Origin of the sequence: Kribbella sp. ALI-6-A, from assembly GCF_001984195.1 — a bacterium.
In the GTDB taxonomy this organism is placed as follows: Bacteria; Actinomycetota; Actinomycetes; order Propionibacteriales; family Kribbellaceae; genus Kribbella.
Window position 1 is genome coordinate 184,854 of the sequence record NZ_MTQN01000012.1, and the last position, 15,576, is coordinate 200,429.

Annotated in this window: 17 protein-coding genes; 12 read left to right on the plus strand and 5 right to left on the minus strand. The window is 69.6% G+C overall.

Annotated features, from left to right (window positions below; all coding sequences use genetic code 11):
* Positions 1 to 56 precede the first annotated feature (56 nt).
* Entirely contained in the window at positions 57 to 518 is a 462-nt protein-coding gene (locus tag BWI15_RS27510; protein ID WP_077017463.1) for a thioredoxin family protein, read from the minus strand.
* A 107-nt stretch (positions 519 to 625) separates the two neighbouring features.
* On the opposite strand from BWI15_RS27510, the gene arfB reads away from it, so the two are divergent.
* Genes arfB through BWI15_RS27530 form a run of 4 tightly spaced genes read left to right on the plus strand, consistent with a single transcriptional unit; the run spans position 626 to position 2,892 of the window.
* Positions 626 to 1,060, plus strand: coding sequence for an alternative ribosome rescue aminoacyl-tRNA hydrolase ArfB (arfB, locus tag BWI15_RS27515; RefSeq protein WP_202817753.1), 435 nt, complete (start codon positions 626 to 628; stop codon positions 1,058 to 1,060).
* Positions 1,061 to 1,097: 37 nt separating this feature from the next.
* Entirely contained in the window at positions 1,098 to 1,715 is a 618-nt protein-coding gene (locus BWI15_RS27520; protein ID WP_237771485.1) for a hypothetical protein, read from the plus strand.
* Complete coding sequence (locus BWI15_RS27525; protein ID WP_077017465.1) at positions 1,712 to 2,290, plus strand: hypothetical protein; 579 nt, start codon at positions 1,712 to 1,714, stop codon at positions 2,288 to 2,290. The genes BWI15_RS27520 and BWI15_RS27525 overlap by 4 nt, the downstream gene beginning before the upstream one ends.
* Complete coding sequence (locus BWI15_RS27530; RefSeq protein ID WP_077017466.1) at positions 2,287 to 2,892, plus strand: hypothetical protein; 606 nt, start codon at positions 2,287 to 2,289, stop codon at positions 2,890 to 2,892. Before BWI15_RS27525 ends, BWI15_RS27530 begins: the two co-directional genes overlap by 4 nt.
* Here BWI15_RS27530 and BWI15_RS27535 read toward each other — a convergent pair.
* Positions 2,846 to 4,240: a hypothetical protein gene (locus BWI15_RS27535; RefSeq protein ID WP_237771486.1), complete on the minus strand. Its 1,395-nt coding sequence runs from the start codon at positions 4,238 to 4,240 to the stop codon at positions 2,846 to 2,848. The genes BWI15_RS27530 and BWI15_RS27535 overlap by 47 nt on opposite strands.
* An 82-nt stretch (positions 4,241 to 4,322) precedes the next feature.
* Here BWI15_RS27535 and BWI15_RS27540 point away from each other — a divergent pair, with 82 nt between their 5' ends.
* Positions 4,323 to 5,114 carry a class I SAM-dependent methyltransferase gene (locus BWI15_RS27540; RefSeq protein WP_077017468.1) on the plus strand — a complete coding sequence of 264 codons (792 nt, stop codon included), beginning with the start codon at positions 4,323 to 4,325 and terminating at the stop codon, positions 5,112 to 5,114.
* 24 nt (positions 5,115 to 5,138) lie between these two features.
* Here BWI15_RS27540 and BWI15_RS27545 read toward each other — a convergent pair whose 3' ends face one another.
* Positions 5,139 to 5,378: a MoaD/ThiS family protein gene (locus BWI15_RS27545; RefSeq protein ID WP_077017469.1), complete on the minus strand. Its 240-nt coding sequence runs from the start codon at positions 5,376 to 5,378 to the stop codon at positions 5,139 to 5,141.
* Positions 5,379 to 5,540: 162 nt separating this feature from the next.
* Here BWI15_RS27545 and BWI15_RS27550 point away from each other — a divergent pair, with 162 nt between their 5' ends.
* On the plus strand, positions 5,541 to 6,254 hold the full coding sequence (locus BWI15_RS27550; protein WP_077017470.1) for a winged helix-turn-helix transcriptional regulator: 714 nt from the start codon (positions 5,541 to 5,543) through the stop codon (positions 6,252 to 6,254).
* 156 nt (positions 6,255 to 6,410) lie between these two features.
* Positions 6,411 to 6,713, plus strand: a complete 303-nt coding sequence (locus tag BWI15_RS27555; RefSeq protein ID WP_077017471.1) for a hypothetical protein — start codon at positions 6,411 to 6,413, stop codon at positions 6,711 to 6,713.
* A 78-nt stretch (positions 6,714 to 6,791) separates the two neighbouring features.
* On the opposite strand, the gene BWI15_RS27560 is transcribed toward BWI15_RS27555, so the two are convergent.
* Positions 6,792 to 8,564 carry a bifunctional metallophosphatase/5'-nucleotidase gene (locus BWI15_RS27560; protein WP_077017472.1) on the minus strand — a complete coding sequence of 591 codons (1,773 nt, stop codon included), beginning with the start codon at positions 8,562 to 8,564 and terminating at the stop codon, positions 6,792 to 6,794.
* A 116-nt stretch (positions 8,565 to 8,680) separates the two neighbouring features.
* Here BWI15_RS27560 and mshD point away from each other — a divergent pair, with 116 nt between their 5' ends.
* The 3 genes from mshD (at position 8,681) to BWI15_RS38960 (ending at position 11,302) form a co-directional block, all read left to right on the plus strand.
* The gene (mshD, locus tag BWI15_RS27565; RefSeq protein ID WP_077017473.1) at positions 8,681 to 9,595 is read left to right on the plus strand and encodes a mycothiol synthase; all 915 of its coding nucleotides are present in this window, start codon (positions 8,681 to 8,683) and stop codon (positions 9,593 to 9,595) included.
* Between the two features lie 211 nt (positions 9,596 to 9,806).
* Entirely contained in the window at positions 9,807 to 10,412 is a 606-nt protein-coding gene (locus tag BWI15_RS27570; RefSeq protein WP_143465881.1) for a DUF6318 family protein, read from the plus strand.
* On the plus strand, positions 10,409 to 11,302 hold the full coding sequence (locus tag BWI15_RS38960; RefSeq protein WP_143465883.1) for a PKD domain-containing protein: 894 nt from the start codon (positions 10,409 to 10,411) through the stop codon (positions 11,300 to 11,302). Before BWI15_RS27570 ends, BWI15_RS38960 begins: the two co-directional genes overlap by 4 nt.
* On the opposite strand, the gene BWI15_RS27580 is transcribed toward BWI15_RS38960, so the two are convergent.
* Positions 11,303 to 12,376 (minus strand): alpha/beta hydrolase, encoded by a 1,074-nt coding sequence (locus tag BWI15_RS27580; RefSeq protein WP_083751064.1) that lies wholly within the window; start codon positions 12,374 to 12,376, stop codon positions 11,303 to 11,305.
* A 136-nt stretch (positions 12,377 to 12,512) separates the two neighbouring features.
* Between BWI15_RS27580 and BWI15_RS27585 the strand changes: the two genes are divergently transcribed.
* Both BWI15_RS27585 and BWI15_RS27590 read left to right on the plus strand, forming a co-directional pair.
* Entirely contained in the window at positions 12,513 to 14,669 is a 2,157-nt protein-coding gene (locus BWI15_RS27585; RefSeq protein WP_077017476.1) for an RNA degradosome polyphosphate kinase, read from the plus strand.
* A gap of 16 nt (positions 14,670 to 14,685) precedes the next feature.
* Positions 14,686 to 15,564 carry an NUDIX hydrolase gene (locus BWI15_RS27590; protein ID WP_077017477.1) on the plus strand — a complete coding sequence of 293 codons (879 nt, stop codon included), beginning with the start codon at positions 14,686 to 14,688 and terminating at the stop codon, positions 15,562 to 15,564.
* Positions 15,565 to 15,576 lie beyond the last annotated feature (12 nt).

A 15,576-nucleotide genomic window follows, 5' to 3' on the forward strand; every position in this document is an offset into this window, starting at 1 on the left:
GCCTCGGACGGCGCGCCGAACCACGACGTCCCGTCGCTGTCGGCAGCCGCGAGGGCTCAACTGGCCTGGCGGTCGACCGCGACACCCAGTGCGGCGATCACGTCGGCCTTGCGGGGTGCGCCGCTGGCGCGGGTCACGGTGTCGCCTGCAGCGTCGAGCACCAGGACGGTCGGCGTGCGGAGGATGTTGAGCCGGCGGACCAGCTCGAGGTTGGACTCCGCGTCGAGCTCGACGTGCCGTACGCCGTCGACCATGGTCTCCACCTCGGCGAGCACCCGGCGGGTGGCGCGGCACGGCGCGCAGAAGGCCGAGGAGAACTGGAGCAGCGTGGCCCGCTCGCCCAGGTCGGCGCCGATGTCCTCGGCGGTCAGCTGATCGGTGCTGGTCTCCGGCTTGCTCACCGCTGGCCCCTCGATCACCCGCGTCGCGCGGAAGCGTCCGTCGTACCAGGTCTTCAGCACGCTCAGCAGCACCCCGGCGACGACCGCGGCGACCAGCACGACGATTCCTGGACTCACAGCATTCGAGAGTACGTCGGCCGCCGAGCGGACCAGCCCCGCGTTCCACTCCTTGGACGCGACCGCCGAAGCAAACCACGGGTGCCCGGGGCATCGGATCGGGTTGAATGGAGCCCATGGACGGAGGGCTGACGGTGCGCGCGGGGGTGGTGATCCCCGAGGCGGAGCTCGGCTGGCGGTTCTCGCGGTCCAGCGGACCGGGTGGGCAGTCGGTGAACACCGCGGACAGCCGGGTCGAGCTGATCTTCGACCTCGCCGCCACGTCCGCACTGGGCGAGCCGCTGAAGAACCGGGCGCTGGATCGGCTGTCGTCGCGCCTGGTCGACGGCGTCCTGACCATCGCGGCCTCCGAGCACCGCTCGCAGTGGCGCAACCGGGAGGCCGCCCGGGCCCGGCTGGCGAGCCTGCTGCGCGACGCGATCGCCTCCCCGCCGCGCCAGCGCCGTCCGACCCGCCCTTCCAAGGGTGCGGTCCGCCGGCGTCTGGACGAGAAGAAGCGGCGCGGCGAGACCAAACGGCTGCGCGGCCGGCCGCTCGACTGACGCCTGCGCGGCCCCCTGCGTCGTTAGGCTTCCGCCTGTGCGGGAAACGGGGAACGGGGAACAGGAGGAACTGCCCGAGCTGCAGGACCTGAAGGTCCGGGGGCGGCCGGTCAGAACCTGGGCGATCAGTGTGGCGGCCGTGCTGCTGGCGGTGTCGGCCGCCTTCGGAGGCCTCGACAAGGCCGACGCCGAGACTCCGCGAGCGGGCGCCGGGACGGCCGTCGACGCCGGCCGGTTCAGCGTGACCGTCCAGCGGGTGGTCGTCGTCAAGGACCTGAAGCCACTGTTCAGCCCGGACGACGGCGGCGCGCTGATCGCCGTGGTGACGAAGCTCGAGCTCACCGACAAGACCGGCGACCAGCCGCCGTCCGACCTGATCCGGCTGCTCGACGTGGCGGGGGTCGAGCCGACCGACGCGCCGATCGGCATCACCAACCTGCGCGACCAGACCCAGAACCCGGTGCTCACCCCGCACCACGCCGAGGACGTCGCGTACGTCTGGAAGTTGCCCAAAGCAACCGACCTCCCGCGCGAGGTCCGGCTGAGCGTCCAGCACTACACGTTCCGCGAGTCGGTGCTGGACCACCACGACGTGTGGACCAAGGACACGATCGCCGCCGAGGTGACCGCGCCGGTGAAGGACAACACCCGATGAGCCGGCGCCGGCTGCTCGACTCGATCCTGGTCGTGGTGGGCCTGGTCGCGATCGTCGGCCTCTACCGGATCACCCCCACCCAGAAGGACTTCCAGCAGCCGATCGCGGTCAAGGGTGTCGCCGGCCAGGCCGTGCACACCCCGCGGTTCGACGTCACGGTGGAGAAGGTGCGGATCAGCAAGAAGCTGCGGGTCCCGCGCACCACGCCGGACCGCGACACGCTGTCCGACTTCGTCGTGATCGACGCCGTGGTGACGGCCAACCGCGAGCCGATCCACCTGCAGCAGATCGGCATCCGCGCCGCCGACGGTACGACGTACGCGGCCGCGAATCGCAGCGGGCTGAACCGGGTCGACCTGGCCAACTTCCAGTTCGCGCCCGGCATCGCCGTTCGCGGGCCGGTGGTGGTCGAGATGCCGGGCGACAAGTTGCCTGGCGCAACGTTGCTGGTGCTGGAGAAGAAGATCTTCAACGACCTCGAACCGCAGGCGACGATCGCGCTGCAGATCTCGCAGGACCAGCTGGACGGTCTGCGCGAGGACGTCGCGATCCTCACTCCGGCGGTCGAGCGATGACCGGCCGGCGCGCCCGCCGAGGCTGGATCCGGCGCAACACGGTGGCCCTGGCCTCGCTGGTCGTCACCGTCCCACTGCTCGGCTGGTGGTCGGTGCACAGCGACTACAAGTCCTGGTACGACGCCGAGCCGCGCGACGCGGTCGAGGTCGCGGCCGGCGGTACGTCGTACCAGGACGCGACCTGGTACGCGGCGAGTGTCGAGGTCGATCCCGAGCCGCGGGCCGGCCGGAACCCCGCGCCCCTGCCCGACGGGACCACCCGGATCAGGGTGTACTTCCGGCTCCAGGTCGACGACGTGGCCACGCTCGAGAAGCTCGGCGGGTGCCTGACGCACCTGCGCGCCGACGACGGCCGCACCTGGGACGAGTCGATCGCCGACGACGAGTTCCAGGACCGGCCGACCGGGTGCACCGGCGGTTCCGACCCGAAGCCGCAGAGCTGGCGGGACCCGAAGCTCGCGCCGTACTTCGTGAAACCGGTGGCGGGCAAGCCGTTCGAGACGGTCGCGGTGTTCGTCGTACCGTCGGAGGTGGCCGCCGAGGTTCAGCCGACGATCACGTGGCGGACCCGGCTTCCGCAGTATCTGGCATTCCCGAGGTAGCGGCGCTGAGGTCGGTGACGCCCTGGTCCTCGTCGCCGCCCGTCGGGTGCACCGGCCGCGTGCGCTGCCGCAGGTAGCCGGCCAGCCCACCGATCATCCGGTCGTACGCCGCGGCCAGCAGCGCGATCTGCAGCATGATCTTCAGCGCCTCGACGGCCAGGCCGACCGGCTCGTCGATGACCCGCCAGAACTGCAGCGACTGCGGCCCGATCACGTAGTCGCGCAGCAGGATCCAGACCGCGCCGGCCAGGTAGGTCACGATCGCCCAGGCCAGGAAGTAGCCGAGCATCGGCCTGATCCCGGACCGGGCGACCAGGCGGAACGCGTCCCGGACAGGCCGCCAGCGGTCGCGCCAGTCGGAGACCATCGAGTTGCCGGCCACCTGGACCAGGCGCGGGGTGCGCTGCCAGCGGTTGGTGATCCGGTCGAACCGCCAGCGCAACTGCTCCAGCCGCTCGGCCTTCGGCACCGCCCGGCCGTAGATCACCGCGGTCATCGTGATCCACATCAGCGGCAGCACCGCCGCGCTCCACAGATCACCGATGCCCGCGGCAACGAATCCGGTGACGGTGTCCCAGATCTCCCGGATCCGCTCGACGCCGAGCACGTGGTCGAGCACCCAGCCGTAGGCGTCCTGGACCCACGCCCACACCTTCCGCTCCTGCAGCCAGGACTTCGGCGACGGGAGGTAGGCCGAGGCCTGGTACGCGACGACGAAGATCCACAGCGCCTCGAGATAGGTGGCGAACAGCTTGCGCACCGGGCCGCCTTCGGCGCCCGAGCGCTTCTTCTTGACCACCAGCCGCAGCAGGTACGCCGCGACGCCGAGCGCGATGAACAACCAGGTCGACAACGCCTGCAGCCCGGTCGGCGCCTGCTCGATCGTGCCTCCGCTGAATCCGGTCACGAGGTCTTCCATGACGTTGTGCTCGGCGAGCAAGTATTCGTAGTTCAGCGCCTCCGCCTGCAGGAACTTGTACGCCGCGTAGAAGGCCAGGAACGGCAGCAACGCCGACGCGAGCGCGTCGACCGCCCGCAGCTCCTTGCCCGGCTCGACGCCGTCCGGGGCCAGCACGCCCTCGGTCACCGCGCGACGGTGGTACGGCAGTTCGCCCCGCAGCACGAGGAACATCGCGACGTACATCGCCAGCGAGACCACCACGAGCAGCGCGAGCACGGCGATCCCGGCCGCCTGGACCTGCGCCCCGGCCTGGACGGCGACCCAGAGCAGGCCCCGATGGACCAGCTCCGCCACCACGAACACCGCGAGCAACCGCGGCCACGCCCGCCCGAACAGTCCCGCCGCACGGCCCACTGTGGTGAGCAAGGTCCCCGATTCCTGTGCCACAACCCGGCAATCTACCGGCCGAGGAGGCCTCCACCGCCGAAATCCTGTGGCCGCCGGGCGCTGCGGTTGTCACCATCGACCGGTGAACGAACGCGCCCTCAGCTTCGGATCCGTCGCAGCAGCCTATGAGCGGTACCGCCCCGGCTACCCCGACGAGCTGGTCGACGCCGTGCTGGACTACGCACAGACGCCGGTCGGTGCCGGCCCGGACTCCCGGCGTACGCCGGTCCGTACGGCGCTCGAGATCGGCGCGGGAACCGGCAAGGCGACCCGCGCTTTCGCCGCCCGGGGCGTCGCGGTGACCGCCACCGAGCCCGACGCCGCGATGCTCGCCGAGTTGCGCCGCCAGGTCCCGGCGGCGTCGTCCTTCCAGAGCACCTTCGAGGAGCTGCCCGTCGGCCCGGCGTACGACCTGGTGTTCGCGGCGGCCGCCCTGCACTGGACCGACCCCGCGGGCCAATGGGAGCGGATCTCGGCGCTCCTGAATCCGGGAGGCACCTTCGCCTCGTTCGGTGGCCCGCTGCACCTGGCCGACCCGGCGATCGAGCAGGCCGTCCGCTCAGTGACCCGCCGCTATCTCGACAGGGACGACATCCCGTCGCCCGACGGGACTCCTTCGGACAGCCCCATGCAGTGGCCGGGAACCGAGCTGCTTCGCTCCCCGCTGTTCACCGAAGTCCGCCAAACGACGATCGAACGCCGGGTCACGATGCCGGGCCACGAGTACGTCGCGCACCTGTCGACCATCTCGGCTTATCTGCAGCTCCCGGAACCGACCCGGCTCCAGGTGTTCGCCGAGATCCTCCAGGTGCTTCCGCTCGAGGTGACGATGAACGCCGATCTGACCCTTCACCTGGCGCGCCGAAGCTCCTAGCCGCGCTCGGCACTGGGTCGCTGGTCAGCCACCGGCGAAGGGCGGCAGCGCGTCGACCTGGGCGCCGTCGTACAACGGGGTGGTGAGCTCGACCCGCTCCCCGTCGAGCAGGAACGAGCAGATTCCGAGCACCCGCGCGAGCTCCGGGCGGTCCGCCGAGACCGCGCCCACCAGCTCCTTGACCGACGAGGCCTGCGCCGTTTCCGTCGACTCCCCGGCCGCGGCGCGCGCGGCGGCGAAGTACCTGATCGTCACTTCCGGCATGTGGGAGACGCCTCACTCATCGACTGGGTCCTGGAGTATTATGTCAGCTTGCTGTTCCACACCAGTGTGTCTCGGGCCCCCGGCAATGACGCCGCTGGGGCCTGACGTGCATCAGGACCGGATCGCTCACCCGCGCTCCGCCGACCCGCACAAGGAGACAGCGTGAGCACGTTGCTGCTGCTGACGAACGCGTTGCAGGCCTCCACCGAGGTGCTGCCCTCCCTCGCCCTGCTGCCGCACCAGATCCGGATCCTGCCGTCCGAGGTCGCCGCGCTGGTCGACGCCCCGGACGCCGACGCGGTGCTGCTCGACGCCCGCCGCGACCTGGTCACGGTCCGCAGCGTGGCCCGCCTGATCCGGACCACCGGCATCGACGTACCGCTGTTCCTGGTCGTCACCGAAGGCGGCCTGACCGCGGTGAACGCCGACTGGGGCGCCGACGACGTACTGCTCGACACCGCCGGCCCCGCCGAGATCGAGGCCCGGCTGCGCCTGGTCATCGGCCGCCTGGCCGCCGCGCGCAACGAGGATCCCGAGACCACGCTGATCCGCAGCGGCGACGTCGTGATCGACGAGGCGTCGTACACGGCGAAGCTGAACGGGCGCGCGCTCGATCTCACGTACAAGGAGTTCGAGCTGTTCAAGTTCCTCGCCCAGCACCCCGGTCGGGTGTTCACCCGCGAGCAACTGCTGCAGGAGGTCTGGGGCTACGACTACTTCGGTGGCACCCGGACGGTCGACGTCCATGTCCGCCGCCTGCGCGCCAAGCTGGGCCCGGAGCACGAGTCCCTGATCGGCACCGTGCGCAACGTGGGCTACCGCTTCGTGGTCCCGCCGACCACGAACCAGCGCGAGACCGCCGACAGCAAGGCCTGACTCGGGGCCGAGTCACATCCGCCACATCAGTCCCAGCAGTCACAAAGCGCCTGCCTGTAACGGATTCCGGTCCAGTCCGCGCACAAGTTCGGCCTTGGACCGCTGTGTGTTCCTGGTGCTACCTTGCGTATTCGGTCTGTTCACGAAAGGTGACCGATGGCGCACGCTCCGACTTCGCACCGCCGTGGTGCTCACGCATCGCACCGCAGCGATCCGTCCGACGGACCGATCCAGACCACGACCTGGCTCGGCCTGACCTTCGCGCTGGTGCTCGGCCTGGTGCTCAGCAGCCGCGAGCACGTCGGCGTGCACGCGGCCGGCATCACCTTGCTGCTGATGCTGATTCCGCTGACCCTCGCCGTGTTCGCCACCGGCGTCCGCCGGGGTCTCGGCTCCGGTGGCGCCGCCGTCGCCACCGGCTTCGCCTTCGCGCTGGTCGTGCTCAAGTTCGTGCTCTGAGCGCGAACGCCCGGATCACCTTCGGCAGAAGGCGACCCGGGCGCGGCGGTTCCGGCACTCAGTTCAGAGCCGGTGCGGTCAGGGGATGCTGATCCGGTCGGTCGGGCCCGGGGTGTACGGGTCGTGCGCCGCCAGGTACGCCGCGAAGGCGTCGATGTCCAGCCCGCCGAAGAACTTGTTCGTCGCCGTGGTGAAGGCCGGGAAGCCGTCGCCACCGTCGGACAGGAAGTTGTTCGTCACGATCCGGTACGTCGTACCGTCGACGATCGGCTGACCCGCGATCCGCACCGACGACGCCACCACCTTCGAGCCCGGCGCGGCCGCCGGGTTGTAGGTGTAGGTGATCCCGGCGACCTGCAGCACCTTGTTGGCGGCCTGGTTGGCACCGGAGAACTGCTGCTCGAGCAGGGCCTTGATCTGCGTCCCGGTCATGTCCATCGAGACCAGGTAGTTGTTGAACGGCTGCACCGTGAACGCCTGCCCGAACGTCACCGCACCACCGGTCGAGGCCAGGTCGGCCCGGATGCCGCCCGGGTTCATGAACGCGGCCACCGGGGTCTTGCCGCCGGTCACCGTCGACGGGTCGGCCAGCTGCGCGTCGGCGATCAGGTTGCCCAGCGGCGACTCCCCGGACGCGTCCGGCGTCCGCGACACCGACGGGGTGGTGATGTGCCCGATGACCTTGGACTCGATCGGCTCGACCAGCTCCTGGTACTTGGTGATCAGCTTGGTCAGCTGACGGTCCTTCGGCACGTCCTGGGTGACGATCAGGTTGTTGGCCAGCGTGTTCAGCCGGTCGACGTCCTTGGTCGTGTTGTCGATGCTGAGGCGGACCTGCGTGACGACCTTGCCGAACGACGACGCGCTGGTGACCAGTCGCGGCTTGCCGGCCGGGTCGTTGATCGAGCAGTTGTAGGCGGTGTGGGTGTGACCGGAGATCACCGCGTCGATCGCCGGGTCGAGGTTCTTGGCGATGTCGGTGACCGGGCCGGAGATGCCCGGGCAGCTGTTGAACGCCCGCGGGTCGGTCGGGAATCCGCCCTCGTGCAGCAGCACCACGATCGACTCGATGCCCTGCTTGCGCAGCTTCGGCACCAGCGCGTTCGCGGTCTCCACCTCGTCGGTGAACGTCAGCCCCTCGACACCGGCCTTGGTGACGATGTTCGGAGTGGCCTCCAGCGTCATACCGATGAAGGCGACCTTCTGGCCGTTCTTGAACTTCTTCACCGTGTACGGCGCCAGCAGCGTCTGCCGGGTGTTCTCGAAGAAGACGTTGGCCGACAGGTAGTCGAAGTCGGCGCCCTTGAACTTCGCCTTCGGGTCCGGGCAGGAGTTCTGGTTGTTCTGCCCGTCGCCGTCGTTCAGGCAGCCGCCGGTCTGCATCCGGAGCAGCTCGTGCCAGCCCTCGTCGAACTCGTGGTTGCCGACCGAGGCCGCCTCCAGGCCCATCGCGTTCATCGCCTCGATGGTCGGCTCGTCGTGGAAGGCCGCCGACAGCAGCGGGGACGCGCCGATCAGGTCACCCGCGGCGACCGTCACGGTCTCCTGGCCCTGCGCCTCCGCCGCGGCCCGCAGGTTGTCCAGGTGCGTGGCCAGGTACTCCGCGCCACCGGCCGGGGTGCCGTTCACGTTGCCGCTGGAGCTGGTGGCCGGGTTCGGCATCAGGTTGCCGTGGAAGTCGTTCAGTGCGAGCAGCTGGATCTGGGTGTGCGTCGGCTTGGGTTTGGCCGGCGCTGCCTGGGTCACGGTTCCCCCCGTGGCCAAGCCGAGTGCCACCGCGGCTCCGGCGGCCAGCAGGGCGATCGCCCGCGGGCCCCTCAGCCACGTCTTGTCTCGTCCTGTGAAGGCCATTTCTACTCCGTCGTCGGTTCGGTCCGCTGGTGTGCGGTGCGGCGAAATTACCCGACGCTTCGCGGACCGTCCAAGGCCTCGGCGATGAACTGGGCGCGACCTTTTACGGTATCCAGGTGACCCTCGAAGCAGTTCCCTCACCGTTGCCCCCGGCCACCGCGGCCGCCGTCACCGAACTCGCTCGCCTGGCCGCGCAGAGCGACGACGTGAACCCCCTGTCGGAGCAGACCCTGCTCCACCTGGACGGCGAGCACCACGGCGACCTCCACGTCCTCGCGTACGCCGGTGAGCCCGGAACCCTCGACGTCTCCGGCCTGCAGACCACCGGCGACCTGATCGGCTACGCGTACCTGGCCCCCGACGGCTCCGCCGAACTGGTCGTCGCCCCGTCCGCCCGCCGCCAAGGCACCGGTACGGCGCTGCTCCGGATGCTCCTGGACCACGGCCAGGGCCACCTCCGCCTCTGGGCCCACGGCCGCCTCCCCGGCGCCGACGAACTCGCCGCGCGCTTCGACCTGGCCGTCGCGCGGGAGCTGTACTTCCTGCGCCGTACCAGCGCGCCGCTGCCCGGCATCACCTGGCCCGACGGCATCGACGTACGAACCTTCGTCCCCGGCCAGGACGACGCCGCCTGGCTGAAGGTCAACGCCGCCGCCTTCGCCACCCACCCCGAACAAGGCGCCTGGACCCAGGCGGATCTCGCCGACCGCCTCCACCAGGAGTGGTTCGACCCCGAAGGCTTCTTCCTCGCCGTCGACCGGCGTACGGGGGAACTGGCCGGGTTCCACTGGACCAAGATCGAGAACAACGAGGGCGAGGTCTATGTAGTAGGCGTCTCTCCCAGCCACCAGGGCTCGGGCCTGGGCAAGGCCCTGACCCTGCAAGGCCTCCATCACCTCCAGGAAACCCGCTCCCTGGACTCCATCACCCTCTACGTAGACGGCACCAACACCCCCGCCCGCCGCCTCTACGAATCCCTCGGCTTCACCACCGCCGCACTCCACGTCCAGTACGCGCCGACGACGACGTGAACCGTCTCACACTGAGTTCGGCCTCTCACTCCGCGTCATAAACCCAGCCGCTCTCCGTCCCACCACCACCAGGAGCCGTCCGAGCCTCTCACCCCCCAGCCGGGCGGCTCCTGGCTCTCCACCCGGTTTATCCACAGCTTGCAGCTTTTCCCACCTCACGCCTCCGCCACGTCCGGTTACGATCTAGACCGACTACGGAGGGCTGACAATCGTGACATTCCGCAACAGGCTGGCCGTTCCTTTGGCAGCTGCCGTCCTGGCCGCTGTGCTCGCCGCCTGCTCCAACAGCAGCCCCGAGGCGGGCCGTCCGGACACCGCGCCGCCGAGTTCAGTTGAGCCATCGGAGACGACACCCGTGGTCACCCCGTCACCTTCGCAGTCAGTACCGAGCGCGCCGCCCACTCGGCCGGCGACAGCCATCGGCTCGAGCCTTGCCGCCGGCGAAGCGTTCATCGCGTACTACGTCGACCTACTGAACTACTCCTACGCCACCGGCGACCCAGCACCGTTTCTTGCCGCAAGCGACAAAGGATGTCTCGGCTGCCAGGGCGTCGCGCAGTACACCCGGAAGGTCAACGTCAAGAACGGTGGCGTCAAAGGCGACTACAAGGACAAGTTGGTCGCCGTGAAGGAAATCTATCGCGGTGAGTCTGGCCGGTTGGGCGGGTCGGCGACGATCAAGTCCGGCACCTATGAGGAACGGCTCACGCCGACCGCGTCGCCAGTGCAACAAACGAGCAGCGACGGAACGATGGAATTCACTCTGTCCAGCAACGCGGGGAACTGGGTGATGTACGAGATGCAGATCGACGAATGAAAGCGGCCACCCGGACGGGTCTCATCACGGTTCTTCTGACCAGTTTGGTCGCCGCCTGTGTCGTGCTGTTGTCGGCAGGCACGTCGCTCGGCGCGTCGGCGAGACCATCGAGCTCGGCAACAAAGAATCCGCCGGATATCAAAGGCAAGAAGACGCGCTGGGGCGCCAGTATCAAGGGCGGTCAGCAACAGACCAAGCGGAAAGAATCACCGCCACCTACGGGCGAGCGACGCGCTCCCAAGGCGGCCCCGAAGCGCGCGATCGAGCCACTCCAGCCAGCTGCTCGCCGACGTCCGTTCCGTCTCAACATCGGAATCTGTGGATTGCCGGCTCCGGATGGCAGTGGGCGAATAGGTCCTGCCCGTTGCCAGGAGGCCGAGCTGGTGGAGCCTGACGAGCCGACTGCCACCACGGTTGTACGCCGGAGGTTGCCGATGCCTCAGGACGTCACGTGGGAGCAGGTGTTGAACGAATCCAAGGACGTTGCTTTTCCTGGGTTGCGGGTGAACGTGCAACCGGCGGGACGGACCTTGGTGAATCTCGACACGATCGTCTACACCGATCAGGCCAAAGTTTCCGACACAACCGTGGAACTGCTGGGCTTCCCCGTGGCGGTGGAAGCCACCCCGATGAGCTACACCTGGAACTTCGGTGACGGCACCTCGAAGACCACCGGATCGCCAGGTAAGCCGTACCCGGCGAAAGAGATCACGCACAAGTACCTGAAGCGTGGCGCGGTGGGCGTGACGCTGACGACCCACTACGCGGCGCGGTTCAACGTCGCGGGGACCGGGTGGCAGTACATCAGCGGGACCGTTCCGATCACAGGGCCCGCGACAGCTCTGCAGGTGCGGGAAGCGGTGCCCGTCTTGGTGGATCCGCCCAATTGATCAGGGGTTCAGGACCGACCGCAGATGGTCGTGGATGCGATGCCGCGCGACCCTCGTTTGGCCGCCCAGAGCCAGCATGCCGGTGAAGCCGTGGATGAGGGTGGGTTCCTCGTGGAGCACAGTCGGCACACCAGCGGCCTCGAGAGCCGCGGCGTAGTCGTTGCCCTCGTCTCGGAGGGGGTCGAAGCCCGCCGTGACCACGTACGCCGGCGCCACACCCTCCAGCGGGCCGAAGATCGGTGAGACGCGGGGGTCGCTGCGCAAAGCCGGATCGGGGGCGTAGTGGTCGCGGTACCAGAGGATTTCTTCGTCGGTGAGGAAGAAGCCCTCGGCGAAGAGGTCCCGAGACGGGCGGCGGCCGATGAGGTCTACGGCGGGATAGAGCAGCAACTGCAGAGCCGGCGAGCTCAAATCCCGGACTACGCACTGCTGGGCGACGACCGCGGCGAGGTTGCCGCCGGCTGAGTCTCCGCCTACGGCGACGAGCTCGGGGTCTGCCCCCAAGTCCTCAGCGTGTTCTACGGCCCAGGTGAAGGCGGCGATCGCGTCCTCGGCGGCGACCGGCGCCGGCGCCTCGGGGGCGAGGCGGTACTCGACCGACAGGACCCTGGTTCCGGCCTCCAGCGCCACGTCGCGGCAGTACGCGTCGTGGGTGTCGAGGTCGCCGACCACCCAGCCGCCGCCGTGGAAGAAGACGAGCAGGCCGCGGCCCGCCGTCCGGGGGACGTAGAGGCGGGCGCCGAGCTGGCCGTCCGAGCCGCGGACGGTGAGTTCGGTCACGCGCTGGACCTCGCGCGGGCGGCCGGCGACGAGTCGCGCGCCGTTGAGCAAATTCGCCCGGGCCGCGGCGACCGACTTCGGAGCGCCACCGCTGCGGGGCATCAGTGCCTCGAGCCGGAGCAGCAACTGCAGGTCGGGGTCGAGAACGTTGCCATCGATCTCGATCGGGGCGCCGGCCAGGCGGTGCCGGACCGCCGGGGGCAGCGTGGTCACCGGCGTCAGAGCATGGCTCTGGACCACCTTCTGGACCGCGGTCAGTCCGGTCCGCAGCAGCCCGTCCACTCGTGGGTTCACAAAGAGTGACGCTAGCAACAATCGGCGACCCCACGCAGTCACGACCCGGGTCCGCGGCCGCCCGCGAGCACCGTCCCGGCGGATCCGGGCCGCGCGCCGGACATGCTCCGCCACCTGCCGTTCACCAAAGGATGGGATGCTGGTTCACGTGTCTGGAGACTTGCTGGCGTCGCACAACCGGGAGTACGACGTCGAGCCCCCGTACGACATCAGGGAGGCCGGCGACCTTCCCGAGTACCGCTTCTCGGACCGCGAGCTGAGCTGGCTCGCGTTCAACCAGCGCGTGCTGGAGCTGGCCGAGAACGACCGGGTCCCGTTGCTGGAACGGGCCAAGTTCCTGGCCATCTTCGCCAGCAACCTGGACGAGTTCTACATGGTCCGGATCGCCGGTCTGAAGCGCCGGATCGCGGCGGGCGTCGCCGTCCGTGCGGCCAGTGGTCTGATGCCCCGCGAGGTGCTCGACCGCAGCCTGAACCGCAGCCGCGAGCTGATGGACCGCCAGGCCGAGACCTGGCGCAAGGTCGTGCTGCCGGCGCTGGTCAAGGAGGGCATCGACATCCTCCGCTGGGACGAGCTGGAGCACACCGAGCGCGAGGCGATGACCCAGTTCTTCAAGGACCGGGTCTTCCCGGTGCTGACCCCGCTCGCGGTCGACCCGTCGCACCCGTTCCCGTACATCTCCGGCCTGTCGCTCAACCTGGCCGTCGTGGTGCGCAACCCCGACACCGGCGGCGAGCACTTCGCCCGGGTGAAGGTGCCGCCGCTGCTGCCCCGGTTCGTCCGGGTCGCCGAGGGCCGGTTCGTCCCGCTCGAGGACGTCATCGCGACCCACCTCGGCCAGCTGTTCCCGGGCATGGAGGTCACCCAGCACCACACCTTCCGGGTGACCCGCAACGAGGACCTCGAGGTCGAGGAGGACGACGCGGAGAACCTGCTCGCGGCGCTCGAGAAGGAGCTGCTGCGGCGCCGGTTCGGCCCGCCGGTCCGGCTCGAGGTGGAGGAGTCGATCGACCCGCAGGTCCGGGCGCTGCTGGTGTCCGAGCTGGGCGTCACCGAAGCCGAGGTGTTCGAGCTGCCCGGTCCGCTGGACCTGCGCGGCCTGTTCGACATCGCCTCGCTGGACCGGGCCGAGCTGAAGTACCCGGGCTTCGTCCCCTCGACGCACCCGCACCTGGCCGAGGTGGAGACCTCCAACCCGGCCGACATGTTCCACGCGCTCAAGCAGCGCGACGTCCTGGTGCACCACCCGTACGACTCGTTCTCGACGAGCGTGCAGCGCTTCATCGAGCAGGCCGCGGCCGACCCGCACGTCCTGGCGATCAAGCAGACCCTGTACCGGACCAGCGGTGACTCCCCGATCGTCGACGCGCTGATCGACGCCGCCGAGGCGGGCAAGCAGGTGCTGGTCCTGGTCGAGATCCAGGCCCGCTTCGACGAGCAGGCCAACATCAAGTGGGCCCGTCAGCTCGAGCACGCCGGCTGCCACGTCGTGTACGGCGTGATCGGGCTGAAGACGCACTGCAAGCTGTCGATGGTGGTCCGCGACGAGCCGGACGGCCTGCGCCGCTACGCCCATATCGGGACCGGCAACTACCACCCGAAGACGGCCCGCCTGTACGAGGACCTCGGCCTGCTGACCAGCGACAAGGTGGTCACCGAGGACATCGCGCACCTGTTCAACCACCTGTCCGGCTTCGCCCGCAGTACGGGCTCGCGCCGCCTGCTGGTCGCCCCGCAGTCCGTACGCCGTGGCCTGCTGGACCGGATCGAGCGCGAGGTCCAGCACCATCTGGCCGGCCGCCCGGCCCGGGTCCGGATCAAGGTGAACTCCCTGGTCGACGAGGCCCTGTGCGACGCCCTGTACCGCGCGTCCCAGGCCGGCGTTCCGGTCGACCTGTGGATCCGCGGCATCTGCACGATCCGCCCCGGTGTCCCGGGACTGTCGGACAACATCCGGGTCCGCAGCATCCTCGGCCGGTTCCTGGAGCACAGCCGGGTCTTCTGGTTCGAGAACGGCGAGGACCCCGAGGTGTGGATCGGCTCGGCCGACCTGATGCACCGCAACCTGGACCGCCGGGTCGAGGTGCTGGTCCAGCTCAAGCAGCCGGACCACATCACCGAGCTGGGCGAGCTGTTCGACGTCGGCTTCGACGAGCGGACCGGGTCGTGGTGGCTGCAGTCCGACGACACCTGGCAGGCCAAGCTGACCGGCCCGGACGGCGAACCGCTGCGTGACCTGCAGGAACGCCTGATCGCGACCCGCGGCCGACGCCGGCAGTCCGAGACCAACTGAGAGCACACGGGAGACGATGAGCACCCCGGCGACGGTTTTCGCCGCGGGCGGTGTCGTGTGGCGGGACCGGCGCGGCACGCGCGAGGTCCTGCTCGTGCACCGCCCCCGGTACGACGACTGGTCTCTGCCGAAGGGCAAGCTGACCGCGGACGAGCATCCGCTGGTCGCGGCCCGGCGCGAGATCGAGGAGGAGACCGGCCAGCAGGTCGTGCTCGGCCCGGCGCTCGGCGTCCAGCGCTACGACGTGCACAAGAACAACCGGGTCGTGCCGAAACTGGTGCACTACTGGTCGGCCCGGATTGTCGGCGAGCGGGACTTCAGCCCGAACGACGAGGTCGACCGGATCGCCTGGCTCGAAGTCGGCGAGGCGGCACGCCGGTTGAGCTACCCGCGCGACGTGGAGATCCTCGACGCGCTCGCGGGCGCCGTACCGGTGGTGTCGTCGCTGGTGCTGATCCGGCACGCCGAGGCGATGAAGCGCAAGGAGTGGGACGGCGACGACTCGGACCGTCCGCTGACCGACGAGGGCCGGGAGACCGCGAAGCGGCTGATCGACGTCCTGGCCGCGCTCGGCGTGGACCGGGTCCGCAGCAGCGACGCCGAGCGATGCGCTGCCACGATCACGCCGTACGCCGCGGCGATCGACCGGCGGATCCACCTGCACCCGGAGATCTCCGAGCGCGGGTTCAAGGCCGATCCGGACGGGCTGAAGGGTTTCGCCCGGAGCGCGTGGAAGACCGGGCGGGTGACGGTCGTGTGCTCGCATCGGCCGGTGCTGCCCGCGCTGGCCGGCGAGCTCGGTCTTCCGGTCGGCAAGTTCGTGCCCGGTGCGTTCGTGGTCGCGCACCGGCTCGCCGACGGCTGCGTGGTGCACGAACGGTTCGGCGCTCCGTAGCTGCGGGCCGTG